The sequence below is a fragment of the Mucilaginibacter sp. genome (assembly GCF_028288105.1).
In the GTDB taxonomy this organism is placed as follows: Bacteria; Bacteroidota; Bacteroidia; order Sphingobacteriales; family Sphingobacteriaceae; genus Mucilaginibacter.
Genome location: NZ_JAQBOI010000103.1, coordinates 1 through 17,081 on the forward strand (window position 1 = coordinate 1; position 17,081 = coordinate 17,081).

Annotated in this window: 16 protein-coding genes; 11 read left to right on the forward strand and 5 right to left on the reverse strand. The window is 44.4% G+C overall.

The annotated features are described in order from the left end of the window. The first annotated feature begins 59 nt into the window (after positions 1-59). Both JWQ85_RS21905 and JWQ85_RS07285 read left to right on the forward strand, forming a co-directional pair. Positions 60-167 carry a RagB/SusD family nutrient uptake outer membrane protein gene (locus JWQ85_RS21905; protein ID WP_367186192.1) on the forward strand — a complete coding sequence of 36 codons (108 nt, stop codon included), beginning with the start codon at positions 60-62 and terminating at the stop codon, positions 165-167. A gap of 130 nt (positions 168-297) precedes the next feature. Next, positions 298-3,156, forward strand: a complete 2,859-nt coding sequence (locus JWQ85_RS07285; protein ID WP_299466175.1) for a TIM-barrel domain-containing protein — start codon at positions 298-300, stop codon at positions 3,154-3,156. Positions 3,157-3,400: 244 nt separating this feature from the next. Here JWQ85_RS07285 and JWQ85_RS07290 read toward each other — a convergent pair whose 3' ends face one another. Further along, positions 3,401-4,894 (reverse strand): MFS transporter, encoded by a 1,494-nt coding sequence (locus tag JWQ85_RS07290; protein ID WP_299466179.1) that lies wholly within the window; start codon positions 4,892-4,894, stop codon positions 3,401-3,403. A gap of 530 nt (positions 4,895-5,424) precedes the next feature. Here JWQ85_RS07290 and JWQ85_RS07295 point away from each other — a divergent pair. The 4 genes from JWQ85_RS07295 to JWQ85_RS07310 are packed head-to-tail and all read left to right on the forward strand — an operon-like array spanning position 5,425 to position 9,365. After that, positions 5,425-6,396: a glycosyltransferase family 4 protein gene (locus tag JWQ85_RS07295; RefSeq protein WP_299466182.1), complete on the forward strand. Its 972-nt coding sequence runs from the start codon at positions 5,425-5,427 to the stop codon at positions 6,394-6,396. Between the two features lie 2 nt (positions 6,397-6,398). Beyond that, a complete protein-coding gene (locus tag JWQ85_RS07300) occupies positions 6,399-7,673 on the forward strand; it encodes a glycosyltransferase family 1 protein (RefSeq protein ID WP_299466185.1) in 1,275 nt (424 codons plus the stop codon). 2 nt (positions 7,674-7,675) lie between these two features. Next, positions 7,676-8,254, forward strand: coding sequence for an HAD family hydrolase (locus JWQ85_RS07305; RefSeq protein WP_299466188.1), 579 nt, complete (start codon positions 7,676-7,678; stop codon positions 8,252-8,254). Continuing rightward, complete coding sequence (locus JWQ85_RS07310) at positions 8,235-9,365, forward strand: glycosyltransferase family 9 protein (RefSeq protein ID WP_299466190.1); 1,131 nt, start codon at positions 8,235-8,237, stop codon at positions 9,363-9,365. The genes JWQ85_RS07305 and JWQ85_RS07310 overlap by 20 nt, the downstream gene beginning before the upstream one ends. Here JWQ85_RS07310 and JWQ85_RS07315 read toward each other — a convergent pair. The 3 genes from JWQ85_RS07315 to JWQ85_RS07325 are packed head-to-tail and all read right to left on the reverse strand — an operon-like array spanning position 9,292 to position 12,985. Then, positions 9,292-10,284, reverse strand: coding sequence for a glycosyltransferase family 9 protein (locus JWQ85_RS07315; RefSeq protein ID WP_299466192.1), 993 nt, complete (start codon positions 10,282-10,284; stop codon positions 9,292-9,294). The two genes, JWQ85_RS07310 and JWQ85_RS07315, sit on opposite strands and share 74 nt — an antisense overlap. Before the next feature lie 6 nt (positions 10,285-10,290). Continuing rightward, on the reverse strand, positions 10,291-11,259 hold the full coding sequence (locus JWQ85_RS07320; RefSeq protein WP_299466195.1) for a glycosyltransferase: 969 nt from the start codon (positions 11,257-11,259) through the stop codon (positions 10,291-10,293). Then, positions 11,204-12,985 (reverse strand): carbamoyltransferase C-terminal domain-containing protein, encoded by a 1,782-nt coding sequence (locus JWQ85_RS07325; RefSeq protein ID WP_299466198.1) that lies wholly within the window; start codon positions 12,983-12,985, stop codon positions 11,204-11,206. Before JWQ85_RS07325 ends, JWQ85_RS07320 begins: the two co-directional genes overlap by 56 nt. A 119-nt stretch (positions 12,986-13,104) precedes the next feature. Between JWQ85_RS07325 and JWQ85_RS07330 the strand changes: the two genes are divergently transcribed. The 5 genes from JWQ85_RS07330 to JWQ85_RS07350 all read left to right on the forward strand — a co-directional run bounded on the left by JWQ85_RS07330 (position 13,105) and on the right by JWQ85_RS07350 (position 16,585). After that, entirely contained in the window at positions 13,105-13,263 is a 159-nt protein-coding gene (locus JWQ85_RS07330; protein WP_299466202.1) for a hypothetical protein, read from the forward strand. Between the two features lie 622 nt (positions 13,264-13,885). Next, on the forward strand, positions 13,886-14,317 hold the full coding sequence (locus JWQ85_RS07335; protein ID WP_299466205.1) for an Hsp20/alpha crystallin family protein: 432 nt from the start codon (positions 13,886-13,888) through the stop codon (positions 14,315-14,317). Between the two features lie 91 nt (positions 14,318-14,408). After that, positions 14,409-14,813 (forward strand): DUF6515 family protein, encoded by a 405-nt coding sequence (locus JWQ85_RS07340; RefSeq protein WP_299466208.1) that lies wholly within the window; start codon positions 14,409-14,411, stop codon positions 14,811-14,813. A gap of 319 nt (positions 14,814-15,132) precedes the next feature. Then, on the forward strand, positions 15,133-16,266 hold the full coding sequence (locus JWQ85_RS07345; protein ID WP_299466210.1) for a cation:proton antiporter: 1,134 nt from the start codon (positions 15,133-15,135) through the stop codon (positions 16,264-16,266). Positions 16,267-16,279: 13 nt separating this feature from the next. Continuing rightward, on the forward strand, positions 16,280-16,585 hold the full coding sequence (locus JWQ85_RS07350) for a hypothetical protein (RefSeq protein WP_299466213.1): 306 nt from the start codon (positions 16,280-16,282) through the stop codon (positions 16,583-16,585). Positions 16,586-16,747: 162 nt separating this feature from the next. Here the strand turns inward: JWQ85_RS07350 and JWQ85_RS07355 are convergent. Then, positions 16,748-17,081 (reverse strand): PleD family two-component system response regulator (locus tag JWQ85_RS07355; RefSeq protein ID WP_367186191.1); only part of this gene is annotated, 334 nt, incomplete at its 5' end.

The window sequence follows — 17,081 nt, forward strand, 5'->3', positions numbered from 1 at the left end:
TTACGGGTGAATATTCAACATTCTATAATTTACGCAGGGCAGGAGTTGCAACATCGTTTATCAAGGAGGTTTACAATATTGACATTCCTGCTGGTCATGAACTATACCCTATCCCTCAATACGAGATCGGGCTTAACCCGAACCTGGCGCAAAATCCTGGTTACTAATATTTGATTGGTTATATTTAATGAGGCCCTCTCTGTAATGGAGGGGCCTTTTTTTCTCATTTTTAATGATGACGCATCGCTCAATAACCTAAATCAACGTATTGAGTATATATAAACAATTATCGTAACCATGGTTATAAACAGACTTACTTTATTAGTGCTATTTTTTGTCGGCGCTTTCCATACTCTATGTAATGGGCAAAATCAAAATGCTCCTTTTAAACAAGATGAAAGCGGCATTACTGTAACCCTTAAAAATGCACCGAATGGTGTAAATATGATAAGGTTGAAGCCCATAAATGCGAAAATCATTCGCGTTACAGCAACACCTACTAATTCTTTTGTAGAAAAACCAAGTTTAATGGCGGTAACACCTAATAATTCGGCCATTAAACAAACAGTTAGCTATATAGATGATAAAGTGATTGTGCTAACAGATTCTGTAAAAGTTACTGTTTCGACAACAACAGGGTTAGTGGAGTTTTACGATGCTAAAGGTAATTTATTAGTTAAGCAAAGTAAATTTACTCAAGAGCCGGCATTTGTAAATGCGATGTATGACGGGGAAAGCAGTTATCGCATCAGCCAATATTTTGATTCGCAAACCGATGAAGCCTACTATGGCCTGGGGCAGCACCAGCAGGGTATTGTTAATTATAAGGGCAGGCATATAGATCTAATTCAAAACAATACCGAGGTAGCGGTGCCCTTTGTGGTTTCCAGCAAAAACTATGGTATCCTATGGGATAATAATGCTATAACTACAGCCGGAGATATTAGACCACTTGAACCCCTGCATGCTTTAAAATTATACAATAAAAATAATGAGGAAGGTTGGTTAACCGCCAGCTATAGTCTAAAACAAGACCCAACGCGGACGGTTTATGAGCAGGCCGTATCCGACATCGATCTTAATTGGCTATCAGATGTAAAACGTTTTCCGGATAGTGTAAAGATGGCCGATGCCATTGTTACTTATGAAGGGGCAATTGAAGGTGCCCAAACCGGATTGTACCAATTGCAAATTAAATATGGGGGCTATATAAAAGTATGGGTAGATGGTAAGTTGCTAATTGATTACTGGCGCCAGTCATGGAACCCCGCTACGGCACTGTTGGACCTTAACCTTCAGGCCGGGAAAAGCTACCACCTGAAAATGCAATGGATACCAAGTGGGGGTGAATCTTATTTAGGCATTAACGTATTATTACCGGCGCCAGAAAATATTAAGAACACCTTCGCCTTTACATCAGAAGCTGGCAACACTATTGATTATTACCTTATATACGGGCAGAATGCAGATAGCGTAATTAGTGGTTACCGCACTATAACCGGTAAAGCGGTTATGTTGCCCAAATGGGCTATGGGACTTTGGCAAAGCCGCGAACGTTACAAAACACAGGACGAAATATTGGCGGTAGTTAAAGAGTTTCGCGATCGAAAGATCCCTTTAGATAATATTGTACTGGATTGGTCGTACTGGAAGCAGGATCAGTGGGGGAGTCAGGAGTTTGACCCAGCCCGTTTTGCAGACCCGGATGGTATGATCAAGCAGTTGCATGGTCAGCACATTAATTTCATGATCTCGGTTTGGCCAAAGTTTTATGAAGGTACCGATGCGTATAACGCTTTTAATAAAAACAATTTTTTATATAAAAGAAATATTGCCAACCGCCAGCGCGACTGGATAGCCAAAGGGTATGTATCTACGTTTTACGATGCCTTTAACCCCGATGCACGCAAAGCATTTTGGGAGTTGATTAGCAAAAAATTATACACCAAAGGCATTGATGCCTGGTGGCTGGATGCTACCGAACCCGATATTTTATCGAACGCATCAGTAGCTGACCGGAAATTGTTGATGACACCAACGTATTTGGGCTCTTCTTCTCAATACTTTAATGCATTTCCGCTGCAAAATGCCAAGGGTGTTTATGAGGGACAGCGTGCCGTTAACCCAAATAACAGGGTGTTTATTTTAACAAGATCGGCTTTTGGGGGCCTGCAGCGTTATGGTGCAGCTACCTGGAGCGGTGATATTGCCTCGCGTTGGGAAGATATGAAATCGCAAATTGGCGCCGGCATCAATTTTTCCCTGTCCGGCATGCCGTACTGGACAATGGATATTGGCGGTTTTGCCGTTGAGCCACGTTACGAAAATGCCAAAGGGCAAGATGTGGATGAGTGGCGCGAGTCCATGACCCGCTGGTACCAGTTTGGAGCCTTTGTGCCTTTGTTTAGGGTGCATGGTCAGTTTCCCTTCCGCGAAATTTATAATGTGGCGCCTAAAGGTCATCCGGCTTATCAAAGCATGCTGTATTATGACAAACTGCGTTATCGCTTAATGCCATACATATATTCGCTGGCAGGTAAAATATACCATCAGGATTATACCATCATGCGAGGGCTGATCATGGATTTTGCGGCTGATAAAAACGTGGAAGGCATTAATGATCAGTATATGTTTGGCCCATCGTTATTAATTAACCCGGTATATAAATATGAGGCACATAGCCGCGATGTTTATCTGCCAAAAGGCAAGGGTTGGTACGACCTGTACAGCGGGAAGTATTTCAAGGGCGGCAACACCTTAAAAGCCGATGCCCCTTATAACCGCATTCCTGTATTTGTGAAGGCGGGCTCCATCATTCCTTTTGGCCCCGAAATTCAATACACCAACGAAAAACCGGCCGACCCTATTACTTTATATGTGTATACCGGCGCGAATGCCACCTTTACGTTATACGAAGACGAGGGCACTAATTACAACTATGAAAAGGGCGAATTTAGCCAGATAGCTATTGTTTACAATGAAGAAAGCCACACGCTAACCATTGGCAGCCGTAACGGCAAGTTTAATGGTATGATAGGTGACAGGACGTTCCGGATTGTAACTATCACGCCGAATGCCGCCAAAGTATTGAATTTTGACCAAAAACCGAATAAAACGATCAACTATAACGGGAAAAATATAAGCATCAAATTATAGCCGATGCGGTACTCCTATCCTGTTTGAAAGGGCCACGAGATGAAAATATATTTTCATTTCGTGACCATTTGTTTTGGCATGCTGTTAGGAGATTTAAACGGTTCTCAGAGTTTATCCGAGTCGGAGTATGTAGATTTAGCAGTATTCACTTTTTTAAGATAAAGCTTGGCGACATTTAAATGTTACCAACGCTGTTGAGCGAAACGCAAAGGAGTAACTTTTAATTGACGCGTGTATAAGCTTATCATGCAGCTTTTCCCGGCCTCATGCTGTAAGCTAATTGCATCATTTTTAGCACATTTTTTCTTACCGCTATAGATGGCGCATACAAATTATCTGTTAACTCCCGGCCGAAGTTTTTACGCATTTTGTTGCGAAGGGCCGCTCTCATATGCATTCTTACTTTGCCGCGATGGGTCTCTCCCTGTTCGCTTACTTTATTTAAAAGTTTTAACGATGCCAGCGCCAATACACCACCTATAATAAAAAAGTAATTCCATCCTTGCAAGTCAAGCAAACGGATGCTTGAGCCTGCAAAGTTTATCTGATACAATAAATGATGATTTGAAAAAAAATCGGCCAGCAGGCCGCCCACTACCGGCGCAATTGTTGAGCAAAATGCCACAAACATATTTTTTGCTGTGAGAAAAACTATAGCTTCGTTTTTAGGTGCCAGCTTAATGCCGATATTGCTTAGCGCAAGATTGATACCGGCGGTAGAAAGGCCACTTACAATATGTATAACAATCAATATAGCTGCTATTGTTAATTTAGAAGATGGTAATGCTGTAAAGGCGAAGGCCAATATACAGGCAATGTACAAGGGTGCACAAATGTTGATAATAGTTTTGTTGCTAAACCTGTCTGAATAATTGCCCCATAGCTTTAAAAAGGTTATGCTGCTTAACTGGCTTATAATAGCTAAACCGATAACATAGAATAAGGGCAGGCCAATACTTTTTAGCATAAAAACCGAAAAGAACGGCGTTGCCAAATTTAACGCAAAAGCCCACAATGAGTTAAAAGCAAGTAGATTTCTAAAATTTTTGTCTTTTAAAGAACGGCTAAATAAAGCAAACACTTTTCCATTCATTGGCATTGGTTTTGGCTCGGGTGTGCGTAGCAACAAAAATACACTCAGCATACCCAATATACCGCCGGCCAAAAACAATGTGGTGTAAGCAGTTATTTCCTGCGCGGGATAGTGTGCTTTAACATAATCTATCCCCATTGCGGTTGCCAGGCTTAAGGTTACATTAAGCGTTTGGGCCATACGGCTGCGCTTGCTAAAAAAGCTGCCGAGGCGTTCACCAGGGACAAAGTCCTTCATCCAGGAGTTCCAGCTTGCGCCTGCTATGTCGCCAAAAATATGCTGAAAGAACAGTAATACCAATAGTACCTGGATGGTAGTTGTGCCAGTAAATAGCAAAGGCATTAAACCAATGGCGATAAGTGGCAGGCGGGCAAGTAGGTTAAAGGCGGAGGTAATCACTTTTCGGTTGTTCCATTTTTGTACCAGCCATATCGATGCAAGCTGAAAAATAGTTGTAAAGGTGGGTAATGCAGCAAATAAACCTAATTGAAAGTTTGTGGCACCCATGTGTATGGCCATTGCGGTGAGGAAGGTGCCGCTTGTAAATACTACCATTGCTTCGGCAGAGAGGCCATCGGCAATTACGTAGTTAAGGCCTTTGTTTAACTCATGATTAGAGATTTTATCGGAAGGGCGTAAATTCATAAAAATTAGTAGCAACTACGCTACAGACATTGCATTTAATAAATAGTTTAATTAAGAGGGAGCAGGTTATTAGCCTGCACATTATAACACACAAATCTCCTGCCTTATTATCAAGTATGGCGATTAAAGTATAAATTATTGATTTTCAATTAATTAACTTGCAGTTAATTATGTCACACTTCTGCACATCTGTCAGAAGTGTGGAGTGCTTAAGTAATCGCTTCCCCAGAACGTGGAGCAAGCCGAGCGATCTTTCACCCATATATTTTTTACCTTGACGTTAGATGTGTCTAAATAAAGATGCGTAGCAGCCTTTTATAGCAGCGACTGTTAAGAGAAGTGGACACCATTGTAAGGTTAACCGAACGGTTAAACGCATGCCAATTAATGAAATTTTTATGAAATTTTAAAAATTTGCCCAAATTATTCGTGTGAAATTATAAATCTTATAACGACAGTAAATTATTTATAGGTTAATTATTATTTGGCGTTGTTGTTGGTTAAATAGAGTGTTAATCTGACAATAACTCATGAAAAATAAACTGAAAGTATTTACCTGGCATATACATGGTAGTTACCTTTTTTACTTGTCGCAGGGTAATTATGATATCTACATCCCTACGAAGCCGGAAAAGACCGAGGGCTATTATGGCCGGGGCGAAACCTTTCCGTTTGGCAACAATGTTATTGAAATACCTGCCGACGAGGTAAAGCATCATGAGTTTGATTGTATCCTATTTCAAACCAACAATAACTATCTGGCCAATCAATATGAAATACTGACAGAAGAACAACGCGCATTACCCCGTATTTATATAGAACATGATCCGCCGCGCCAGCATCCTACAGATACCAAACATGTGGTAGATGATGAGAATGTGGTTTTAGTGCATGTTACGCACTTTAACCGCCTGATGTGGGATAGCAATATAACACCAACCCGTGTTATTGAGCATGGCGTTACTGATCCGGGTATCTGTTATGAGGGGGATCTGGATCGCGGAATAGTGGTTATAAATAATTTGCCGGCGCGTGGGCGGTTGTTAGGACACGATATTTTTATGCACGCCCGTAAACATGTTCCGCTTGATCTGGTAGGCATGGGCACAGGGGAACTCGGGCTGGGAGAGGTACTGCACCCGCAGTTGCCAAAATTTCAAAGCCGTTACCGTTTCTTTTTTAATCCGATAAGATACACCAGCCTTGGCCTTGCCATATGCGAAGCCATGATGATGGGCATCCCTGTAGTAGGGCTTGCCACAACAGAATTATCGGCCGTTATTGAAAATGGCGTATCAGGTTTTATACACACTGATGTAGAATACCTGATAGATAAAATGAAATTATTAATAAGCGAGCCACAACTGGCCCGTGAAATTGGCACCAAGGGCAGAGAGGTTGCTTTGCAGCGCTTCGGTATTCAACGTTTTACCAACGATTGGGAAAGCCTGTTTACTGAGGTGACGTCAAAAAATAAAGCAGTCGCTGCCGAAAATGTATAATTATGAAATATCAAACAAAAAGGGTCGCTTTGATAAGCGAACACGCGTCACCTCTCGCAGATTTGGGCGGAGTGGATACCGGTGGGCAAAATGTTTATGTAGCACAACTTGCTAAACAACTGGTCAGGATAGGCTACAGGGTTGATGTGTTTACGCGTAAGGACAATGCAGCATTAGCCGATATTGTTAATTGGGTTGAAGGTGTAAGGGTAATAAATCTTAAAGCCGGCCCCGAGGCTATAGTGGCGAAGGAAGACCTGTTGCAATACATGGATGAATTTAAAGATAACATGGTTAAATTCATTACAAGGAACAGTATCGATTATTCGGTGATACATGCTAATTTCTTTATGTCGGCTCTGGTGGCAATGGGCATTAAAGATGAGTTGGGTATTCCGTTTGTAGTTACCTTCCATGCATTGGGCCATGTGCGGCGTATACACCAGGCAGAGGCAGATAAATTCCCTGTTGAACGCTTGGCTATTGAAGAAGAGGCAGTACATCAAGCCAGCTTTATTATAGCAGAATGCCCGCAGGATAAAGAAGACCTGATTAAATATTATAATGCGCCCGACGAAAAAATAGTTATCGTTCCCTGTGGCTTCAGCGCCGGCGAATTTAGCCCGATGGATAAGGAGGCAGCGCGCCGTGTGCTTGGCCTGCCGCAGGATGAGCATATTATTTTACAGCTTGGCCGTATGGTACCGCGTAAAGGTGTTGACAATGTGATAGAGGCCCTGGCCAAAATAAGGGTGAAAAGCAAACCAGTAAGGCTTATAATAGTTGGCGGCGAATGCGAAGAACTGGAAGAAGAGAAATGCCCGGAATATGCCCGGCTCATGAATATTGCCCGTGAACTTGGCGTGGTAGAAAAAGTACTTTTTGCCGGCCGTAAAAATCGCAGCCGCTTAAAGTTTTATTATGCCGCGTCAGACTTGTTTATTACTACCCCATGGTATGAACCGTTTGGCATTACTCCGCTTGAAGCGATGGCGTGCGGCACTCCTGTTATAGGCTCAAATGTGGGCGGTATAAAATACAGCGTTAAAGATGGCGAAACTGGTTTACTGGTTAGCCCGCACAACCCTGCTGAACTTGCCGGTGCAGTAAGCGATTTGCTTAATGACCCCGGAAGGCTAAATGAGATGAGTAAAAATGCTATCGATCGTGTCAATGAGTACTTTACCTGGACTACGGTAGCGCAGCAGGTCAATATGGTTTACCGGATGATGCTGCCGGTTGCAAAAATTATACAAAGGCGCTCACAAGCTGCTTAATCATGAACAAGGCAATATTTTTAGATAAAGATGGCACGCTGATACCCGACATCCCTTATAATGTCGATCCCGAAAAAATAACGTTGAGCAACGATGCTGTTGCCGGTCTTATAAAATTACAGAGCGAGGGGTATAAGTTGATTATTATATCAAACCAATCGGGCGTGGCAAGAGGATATTTTACGGAAGATAAACTGCATGCCGTTGCAGATAAGATAAAAGAGCTGTTTGAATGGGAAGGATTAAGATTAGACGGCTTTTACTATTGCCTGCACCATCCGCAAGGAAAATTACCAGGCTATAATATTGAGTGTGATTGCCGCAAGCCTGCGGCAGGTATGTTGCTACGGGCCGCCGCCGATCATACCATCAGTCTGGAAAATTCCTGGATGATCGGTGATATTTTAAACGATGTAGAGGCCGGTAACCGGGCAGGCTGCAAAACGGTATTAATTGATAATGGGAACGAAACGGAGTGGGTTGAAGGGCCTTGCCGTAAGCCTACCATTATATGTGAAAACATAAACGAAGCCGCCGGTCGGTTACTAACTATTGATAAGCATGAATTGGCAGGACTGTAAAAACATACTTTGTATCCGCCCGGATAACATGGGCGATGTGCTCATGACGGTGCCCGCCATCCGCGCACTTAAAGAAACTTTCGGTGCGCGGATTACCCTGCTTACATCATCGATGGCAAAAGGCGTTGTAAAGTATTTACCCGAAATTGATGAAGCTATCATATTTGATTTGCCTTGGGTAAAGGCCGCAGAAACGGCAGATCGCGATAGTCTTAATGATGTAGTGTCCACCATCAAGCAAAAAAAGTTTGATGCAGCCGTTATATTTACCGTTTACAGCCAAAACCCATTACCAAATGCTATGTTGGCTTACCTTGCAGGTATCCCTAAAATATTGGCTTACTGCCGCGAAAATCCATACCATCTCCTAACAGATTGGGTGCCCGATAAGGAGCCTTATGACGTGATCAAACACCAGGTTCGCCGCGACCTCGATCTTGTGGCGGCCATTGGTGCCAAAACACAGAACGAAGCCTTGCACCTCAATGTCGACGAAAACCTCTGGCCCCAGGTTAAGAAAAAGTTGCAAACTGCAGGAGTAGACACTGTTAAGCCCTGGCTGTTACTGCATGCAGGTGTCAGCGAAAAAAAACGCGAATATCTGATTAAACACTGGGCACCGGCAGGAAAAAAACTAATTGAAAAAGGTTATCAACTGGTACTTACCGGTTCTGCGGCAGAGCGGGGCGTTACCGATAAATTAGAGAAAGCGATAGGATTAGACAGTTTTTCTGCCAGTGGACTGTTCTCACTTGACGAGTTTATCTGCCTGATAAAACATGCGCCGTTGCTGTTATCTGTTAATACAGGTACTGTACATATCGCGGCTGCCGTTGGCACACCGGTTATAGTTTTGTATGCCCAAACCAATCCGCAGCATACCCCATGGGGTGTTCCCAATAAAGTACTAACATTCCCGGTGCCTGCATATTTGCGCAGCAGTAACGAGGTTATTAAGTACGTAAACAAGACGCTTTACAGCAAACCCACAGGGCTGCCAACTGTTATTGATATTGTTAACGCTGTTGACGAATTACTTAGCCCGTCAGGCTTACCAGCTCAACCGTTTCGCGAAATACCAAGTGGAAATCAGGCGATTGCAGCCAGTTAATGGTTCGGTGCACACGTTTATCAAGCGGCCCCCAGCGTTGCGGCTCGCCATCCATACTGATAACGATACTTGGTGTTTTAAAAGCCGACGCGATATGCGATACGCCCGTACAGTTTGATATCAGCAAGGCGGCATTTTGTATTAATGCTCCAACTGCGCCCATTGATGTTTTTCCCGCTGTATTTATCGGTTTATAACGCATGTGGTTTATAACGGCATCAATAATATCCGCTTCGTCCTTTGTCCCGGTAAGCACGGCCTTATATCCTTGTTCCATACAATAATCGGCCAGTGCCGCAAAGTGTTTTACAGGCCATTGGCGTAGTGTACTGCGCGAACCAGGATGGATGCACACATATTTTTTTGGTTCGATGCCCAGGTTAAGTTCATCTAAGGCATCATAATCTTCTGTTGTTAAAGGGTATTCCAGGTTTCCGCCCTGCGATTTGATACCTAAAAACTCCATTAGCTTAATATGCCGGTCAATCTCATGCCCAAAATCTGGATAGGGCATAAATAATCCATTGTCGGGTGCGTAATGCCCTTCTTTTGAATAGCCTGCAATAAATCTCGCCCCAAAAAGTTCAACCATGGGGTTAATTATCGAACCATTTCCCTGCATTTGCAAAGCAAGGTCAAACTGTTTGGTTTGTACCTCGCTCAAAAAAGCGGTAAAAGCCGCCGGGTCTAATTGTTGTTCGGGCAAACCAGGATAGCCGGGAAAATGTATAAAATTGTTAAAGTATTTGCCGAACCTTTCGGTAAGCGATTTTGCCCAGGGTAAACCTATCAGGGTTATTTCAGCATCCGGGTAAGCAAAGCGCAACGCTTTAACAGCAGGTATCGCGCAAAGCATATCGCCTAATTGCAATGCCCTGAAAACGACTATTCTTTTGATCTCGGAAGGAGGTAATTTCATCTTTTTTTAAATAAATAAAACACGGTATTTAACTGCCCCATACCATTGCCAGAATACCGATACAAATGGAATAACTACGGAAGTCACAATCATTTCGGCAATATGGCCTGGGCTAAGTTTGGTTACATATAGCCTTTTGAAGATGAAATACAAGGTTAAGCCAAGCCAGCCGGCACTACCTGGAAGGGTAAGGCTATTTTGCTTGCTTAATAACCCAACTGCCATGATCAAAAAAGCGGCAATTATACAATAATATAATACCGGCGTTTTCTGTCTGATCTTTTTTTGATAAAGCGTTGGGTGCTTTTTATAAAGCAAGGCGTTGTACAAGGTTTTCTTTTGTTCCTTAACACTTACACCCCACGGTGAACTGCGCACCGGGTGCACAACTACAGCGCTTTCAATTTTTTTAATAGGAATGTTATTATTGATGAACTTAAATTGCAGGTCGCTGTCTTCGCGCCAGGCCATACTGAATTGTTCATCAAACCCTCCGGCCTTTATTAAAGCGCTTTTTGTGCAGGCGCAATTGGCGGTTATAAAATCTGCGGTTTGCAAATTTGCTGTGTTCTGCTCATAATCGGTTGGGCGCTTGCCAACGGGCACAACAACCTTACCGGTAAGCGCTATATCTTCCAAAGAATCACAATTAGCCACAATTTCTTGCAGCCAGTGCGCATCTGGCAGGCAATCATCATCGGTAAAAGCGATAATACGTCCCTTAGCATTTAACCAGCCATAATTACGTGCAGCAGCCGGCCCTTTTTTAAACGGCAGGGGCAAATAACGAATTGAAGCGGAATGATACCCGGCACTTTTCTCAGTTATTCGTTGTGTTTGCTCATCCGGCCCATCGCTCACCACTATAATTTCATATTCCTTCTTATCGAACTTTTGTAGCAGCAGTGCTTTAAGGCAATTAATTAAGAGTTTCGGCCTCTGATAGGTTGGCACTACTATAGATACTATTATCATTATCTCGTTCTTTTTCAATAATAAATGAACCAATGACCAGCGCGTCAAACGGCGACGACCAAAAACATTCTACAGCATCCCTGGGTGTACAAACAATTGGTTTGCCGAGCGTATTAAATGAAGTGTTTACCAGCACAGGTACACCGGTTTTGCGCTCGAATGCCTTTAGCAGATCATAATAGTCCTTGTGTTGCTGCTCATTAATGGTTTGGATTCGTGCCGTGCCATCTGTATGCCTTACAGCGGGGATCTTATCTGCCTTATCTTCTTTTACATCGTAAACAAAAAGCATAAATGGCGAGTACTCCGCATTGTTAAACCACTCGTGTGCTTTCTCCTGTAACACCACAGGGGCAACCGGCCTGAAATCCTCCCGGTCTTTCACTTCGTTCAGCCTTGCCTGCATGGCCGGGTTGATAGGCGAAGCCAAAATGGAACGGCTGCCTAAAGCCCGCGGCCCAAACTCCATGCGGCCCTGAAACCAGCCAATGATCTTGTCCTGTGCAAGTATATCGGCAGCTTCTTCGGCAATATTTTGCAGTTTTCGGTACGGTACTTTCCAAAGCTTTAATTGTTTTTCTATTTCGCTATCGCTATACTGCGGCCCCCAGTAGCAATGATCCATCACGAATGATTTTTCGTCGTTTTTACGCTCTTGCGCATCTACCCAAAGCGCGGCGCCCAAAGCGGTGCCATCGTCGCCGGATGCCGGCTGTACCCATATATTTTTAAAGAAACCTTTATCGCGTATACGGGCGTTAGCTACGCAATTGAGGGCCACACCGCCGGCAAGGCAGAGGTTGTATTGGCCGGTTTCCTGCTGCAGCCAGCCGGTAAGCTCAAGCATAGCCTCCTCCAATACCAATTGCAGCGAATGTGCTATATTAAAATGGTGCGCTGTAAATTCTTCGTGACGAAGGCGTTTAGGGCCAAAACGTTCGTTAAGGTTTTGGTTGTTGATGGTATATTGGCCGTTAGCGCCAATTTGTACAATGTCTCTAAAATCATTTACAAAATCGGGCTTGCCGTATGATGCAAGCGCCATAACCTTGTACTCATCTGATGAGTGCAGGAAACCGAGATGCGCGGTTACATCCTCATAAAGCAGCCCTAATGAGTGCGGCAGGTTTACCTGGCCGATTCTGTTTAACTGCTGGCCGTAGCCAATGTTGTAGGTGGTGGTAGCTTGTTCGCCACGACCATCAACAGTCATTACCGCCGCTGTTTTAAAAGGTGAGCAGTTAAACGCGCTTGCCGCGTGGGCAACATGGTGTTCTACAAAGTGCCATTTATCGCGGCCGATATTGCAGCCAATAAAGCGTTGCTGCAAATGATGTGGCCAGCCGTCCTTTAATTGCCCCGGCGCGTTAATGATGGATGATAGAAACAAGGGCTCCCACGGGTTGGCAAACGCCTCGTTTAAGTGCGATCGGCCTTCCTCAAAAGGAATTTCAATGGTTTCTTTATCACGATATTTGTCACCTATGATTAAGTATGGGTCAAACGAATAGGCAACGTGGTCAACATCATTTATGTGGATACCGGCTACCTTCAAACAGTAATCAATTGCATGGAACGGGAGTTCCCAGGTTGAAAATGGGACAGGGCGTTTACCGTGTTTAAAGTGGGTAAATCTTTCCTCTTCGGTTGCGGCAAGCAATATACTGTCTTTTACAATGCAGGCCGCTGAGTCGTGAAAAGCGGCGTTTATTCCTAAAGTATACATCTGTTACAGATTATTAAATCAATAATTCAATTAATAAACCATTGTTGCGGCGGAGCGGCAATAATTGAACCGGTCAGTGTCTGATATGTAGGCAACTTCTATTTTAACATTTACCTTATATGATAGTTTTAAGAAATAAATTTAAAAGTATAGAAATAGAATTAGTGTTCAGCGATAAAAAAGTGATGGTGATTGGAGCGGAAACACTTTCCCGCATTTGCGATCCCCATGACCGCGATAGCATGATCTATTCGGATGGCGCTGGTGCCGTTATTTAGGCGCAACCGAAAGCGCGGTACCCGTAGGCATCCTGGCACATTGCACCCGCTCTTACACTGATGAGCTGGCTTACGTGTTGAAAATGGATAAGTCATCCAACCTGATTATGGCAGCGACCGGTTGTTTCTCAAAATGCAGGCCGTTTTGTCTATCCGTGACATTGACAAGTGCATATCCACCAGGCCAATAACAAATGGACGAGGCGATCCTGAAGAACCTATATGCGCTTTATGAGCGGGCAGCAATACCCGCGTATGTCATGCCCATGACGATATCGTGGTTAGGCAACAGTTCGGTAGCTACGCTGCCTACTTTATACGATCTTTTTTCCAAAGGACACCTGGCGGATTAACAGATTACAAATGGCGGCATATTGGTATTTGCGTCTATGGGTGCCGGTGTAAACATTAACTCAATTATCTACAAGATACCGGAATAAGGAGTTAGGTTTAGTTCGTAATGTGAGCGCTGAAAATTTGACATTTCCGCTGAAAAAATTTCAGGCCCTCACTGAATTTTATTCAGTTTTTCCTGACTGGCATATCCCTTGTATTACGCTAAACGAAGTTTAATTAATTTTTTAACCTCTATTTTTTAAAAACGATTAAAGGAGAAAAGGCCATGACATTGGTTAAATTTAACAGAGACAATGGAAAAGCATTAATGCCAGGCGTTAATGACATTTTCGAATCTATTTTTAATGACACTTTCTTTTCAGACCGCATGGTGACCCGCGTGCCTGCTGTTAACATCAGCGAGTCCGGCGATCACTACCACATCGAACTGGCTGCGCCAGGCCTGAAAAAACAGGATTTCAAGATCAATGTGGACCGTGATCAGCTGAGCATTTCCGTGGAACAGCAATCCGAAAACAATGACCGCAAATATAACAAACGCGAATACAGCTATTCTTCCTTCGTGCGTTCGTTTACCTTGCCTGAACTGGCTGACCAGGACAGGATCGAGGCCGCATATGAAGATGGCGTATTAAAAATCGATGTGGCTAAAAAAGAAGAGGCCAAAACCGTAAGCCGCCAGATCGAGCTCAAATAATGATTTCATCGGCTATCCGAAAAAAGGCTGCCCTATGGCGGCCTTTTTTCGATACAATTGTTAACTATCGTTCAATTAAATTTTAAAAACCATGACAACGATCAGTAAATGTATTGCCGGTTTATTTATCGCAGGTTCGCTGGTTTTGGGTTTAACCGCCCCTGCCGCTGCCCAACGGGACGTTCATTCGACCACCTTTAACAGGACCGCTTTCCATATGCGTCCGGATGCGCTTAAAGGGCATGCGGGCGGGTTTTATCATCCCTATGTTTATCCGCGTGCTGGTGTGGTGGTACGAACCCTGCCGTCAGGCTACTATTCATTTGTATGGAAGACTTACCCGTATTATTATTCTGACGGGCTGTTCTACCAATCCTATGCCGACCGCAGTTATAAGGTGGCCGCACCTCTTGTTGGCACGAAAGTGCCATCACTGCCTCTTGGTGCCGATATCATCACCATCGGCTATTCATCCCGGCGGCTAGTTTGCCTATAAAGTAGTGGGCAAGGACGGTATCCTGAATACCCATGGCGAAACCAACCCTGCCTTACCGCCCGTAGGTGATATGACAAACCGGTTGCCCGCTGGCGCGCACCAGGTGAAATTGAGCGGCAAGACTTATTGGGTACCCCGGACGAGATTTATCTCGAAGAGGCTGAAAAAGGTAAAACGACCAGCTACCGCATAGTATGGGTGCCGGAAAGGAAAAAGGACGATCCTACACCGGTGCAGGATCAGCGCCTTTTACTAATTTGGGATAGGCAATTTAGAGTCCATTACCGTTATGTATGACGTATTGTTTTCCGTGTGTCTGATGTCTTTACTGATCCTGCTGCTGATCTTTTTGTTAAAGCGGCTCAACCAGCCCTATCTGGTAGCTTATATCTTAGCGGGTGTACTACTGGGGCCGCATATGGCAGGTGTCTTTACTGACAATTCGACGATCAGCAGCCTGGGAGAGATCGGTATCTTATTACTGATGTTCTTTCTGGGTATGGAGATGGAGCTCGCAGATCAGAAGAGCCTGTTGTTGCAGCCGCTGATCGCCCAAGGTATGAAGATCATATTCAGCCTGCTTATGGTCTTTGCGCTGGGCGGCTGGCTCCATTGGAGCCAGGGGCAGGTGATCCTGCTTGCGGCGGTACTGATCTTTAACAGCACGGCCGTGGTCAGCACCTTCTTAAAAAAGAACAGAGAGTTGCATACTGACGCGGGCCAGCTAACATTGAATATTCTGCTGTTGCAGGATGTGCTGCTGGCTCCGGTGCTAACGCTGTTCCAGTTCCTGGGGAATAGGCACGTCTCTGTAATCCGGCTGGTTTCCTCGGCAGTCTGCTGTGTTTTGCTGTTCCTGTTGTTGCGGGCGATCCGTAATAGGAACCTGTACCAATGGCCGCTTTGGCGGGATATCGGGCGGGATCATGAGCTGCAGGTATTTACCGGGGCGTTGATCTGTTTTGGATTTGCGCTGCTGGCGGATAAAGCGGGACTGAGCGGGCCGGTCGGGAGTTTTGCAGCAGGGATCTATATTGGTCGTACCCACGCGTTTCGCTGGCTGGAAAAGGCGTTGAGACCCTTCCAGGTTTTTTTTACAGCACTGTTCTTTGTTTCCATCGGGCTGACGCTGGATCTGCCTTATCTGAAAGCGAATTGCTGGCTGATCGGCAGTGCTACACTGCTACTTTTGCTCAGCAATAGCTTACTGTCGTCCCTGGTCTTCCGGTTGTTAAAACTGCCTTGGAAAAGCAGCCTGTACGCAGGCGCTTTATTATCCCTGCCAGGCGAATTCGGCATACTGGCCTGTTCACTGGCTTACCGCCTGGGCATGATCGATGCGGGTTTTTTTAAAGCGGGAATCGCTGTGACCGCGCTTTCCCTGCTGTGCGCCACCTTGTGGCTTACTTTGTTACGTCGGCTGATCTATGCAGGCAAATTAATGTTTTCTTAATGATTTAAGAGTTATGAAAAGAACTTATCATATTTCATTGAATATCAAAACGCCGGACGGCGGTTTTGAGGCTTATGGCCGCTACGAGCTGGGCAGCGATAAAGCTTTTGCCCGCATGTTGTTTGAACAGTTAAAGGGTGATGAGGGGGTATTCGAAAGATCTGTTCTGCATATGGATCTCACGGAGGTGGAAAATGGGATACCTTTTGTACAGGCTGTCCGGCATTGCACACTGGATGAACTAGCGGATAATACCAGGCGAATCACCTGCGGGGTGTTTAAGCGTTTTGCTCTGGACGGTAGCGCTTTTGATACTTAAGGTATATTGTACTTAAGCGGTGCAAATATATCGCTTCTAAAAGGCAGAAGCAACTAACCGTAAAGTTAGTTCTCAAGTGAAGCCATGTCAAACAAAACGATAGCACACTGTTACCGTTTTCTTATGTGTTCTTTGTTAAAAAACCGCCCAACAATTTGAAGCTTACGCCACTAGCTGTCGTTTTATTTTGCTCAGCAAATGATCGATATCAAAAGGCTTCGGAACAAAATCATCAGGTGCCCCGTGATGATAAATTGTTTGCGTCAGGTCGTGGGACGCTGATATCAAAATAACCGGTAACCGGTGGGTGGCGATATTCTCTTTAAGTTGTCTGCAAATGTCTCGCCCATCCATTCCGGCGAGCATGACATCCATCAATATCAAATCAGGACGGAATCGGCTGATGGTTTCAAATATTTCTTCACCGCTGGATAGCGCTTCTATCTCATACCCGGAATCGGAGAGCAGATAGGTAAGGACTTCCAATATGTCGTTA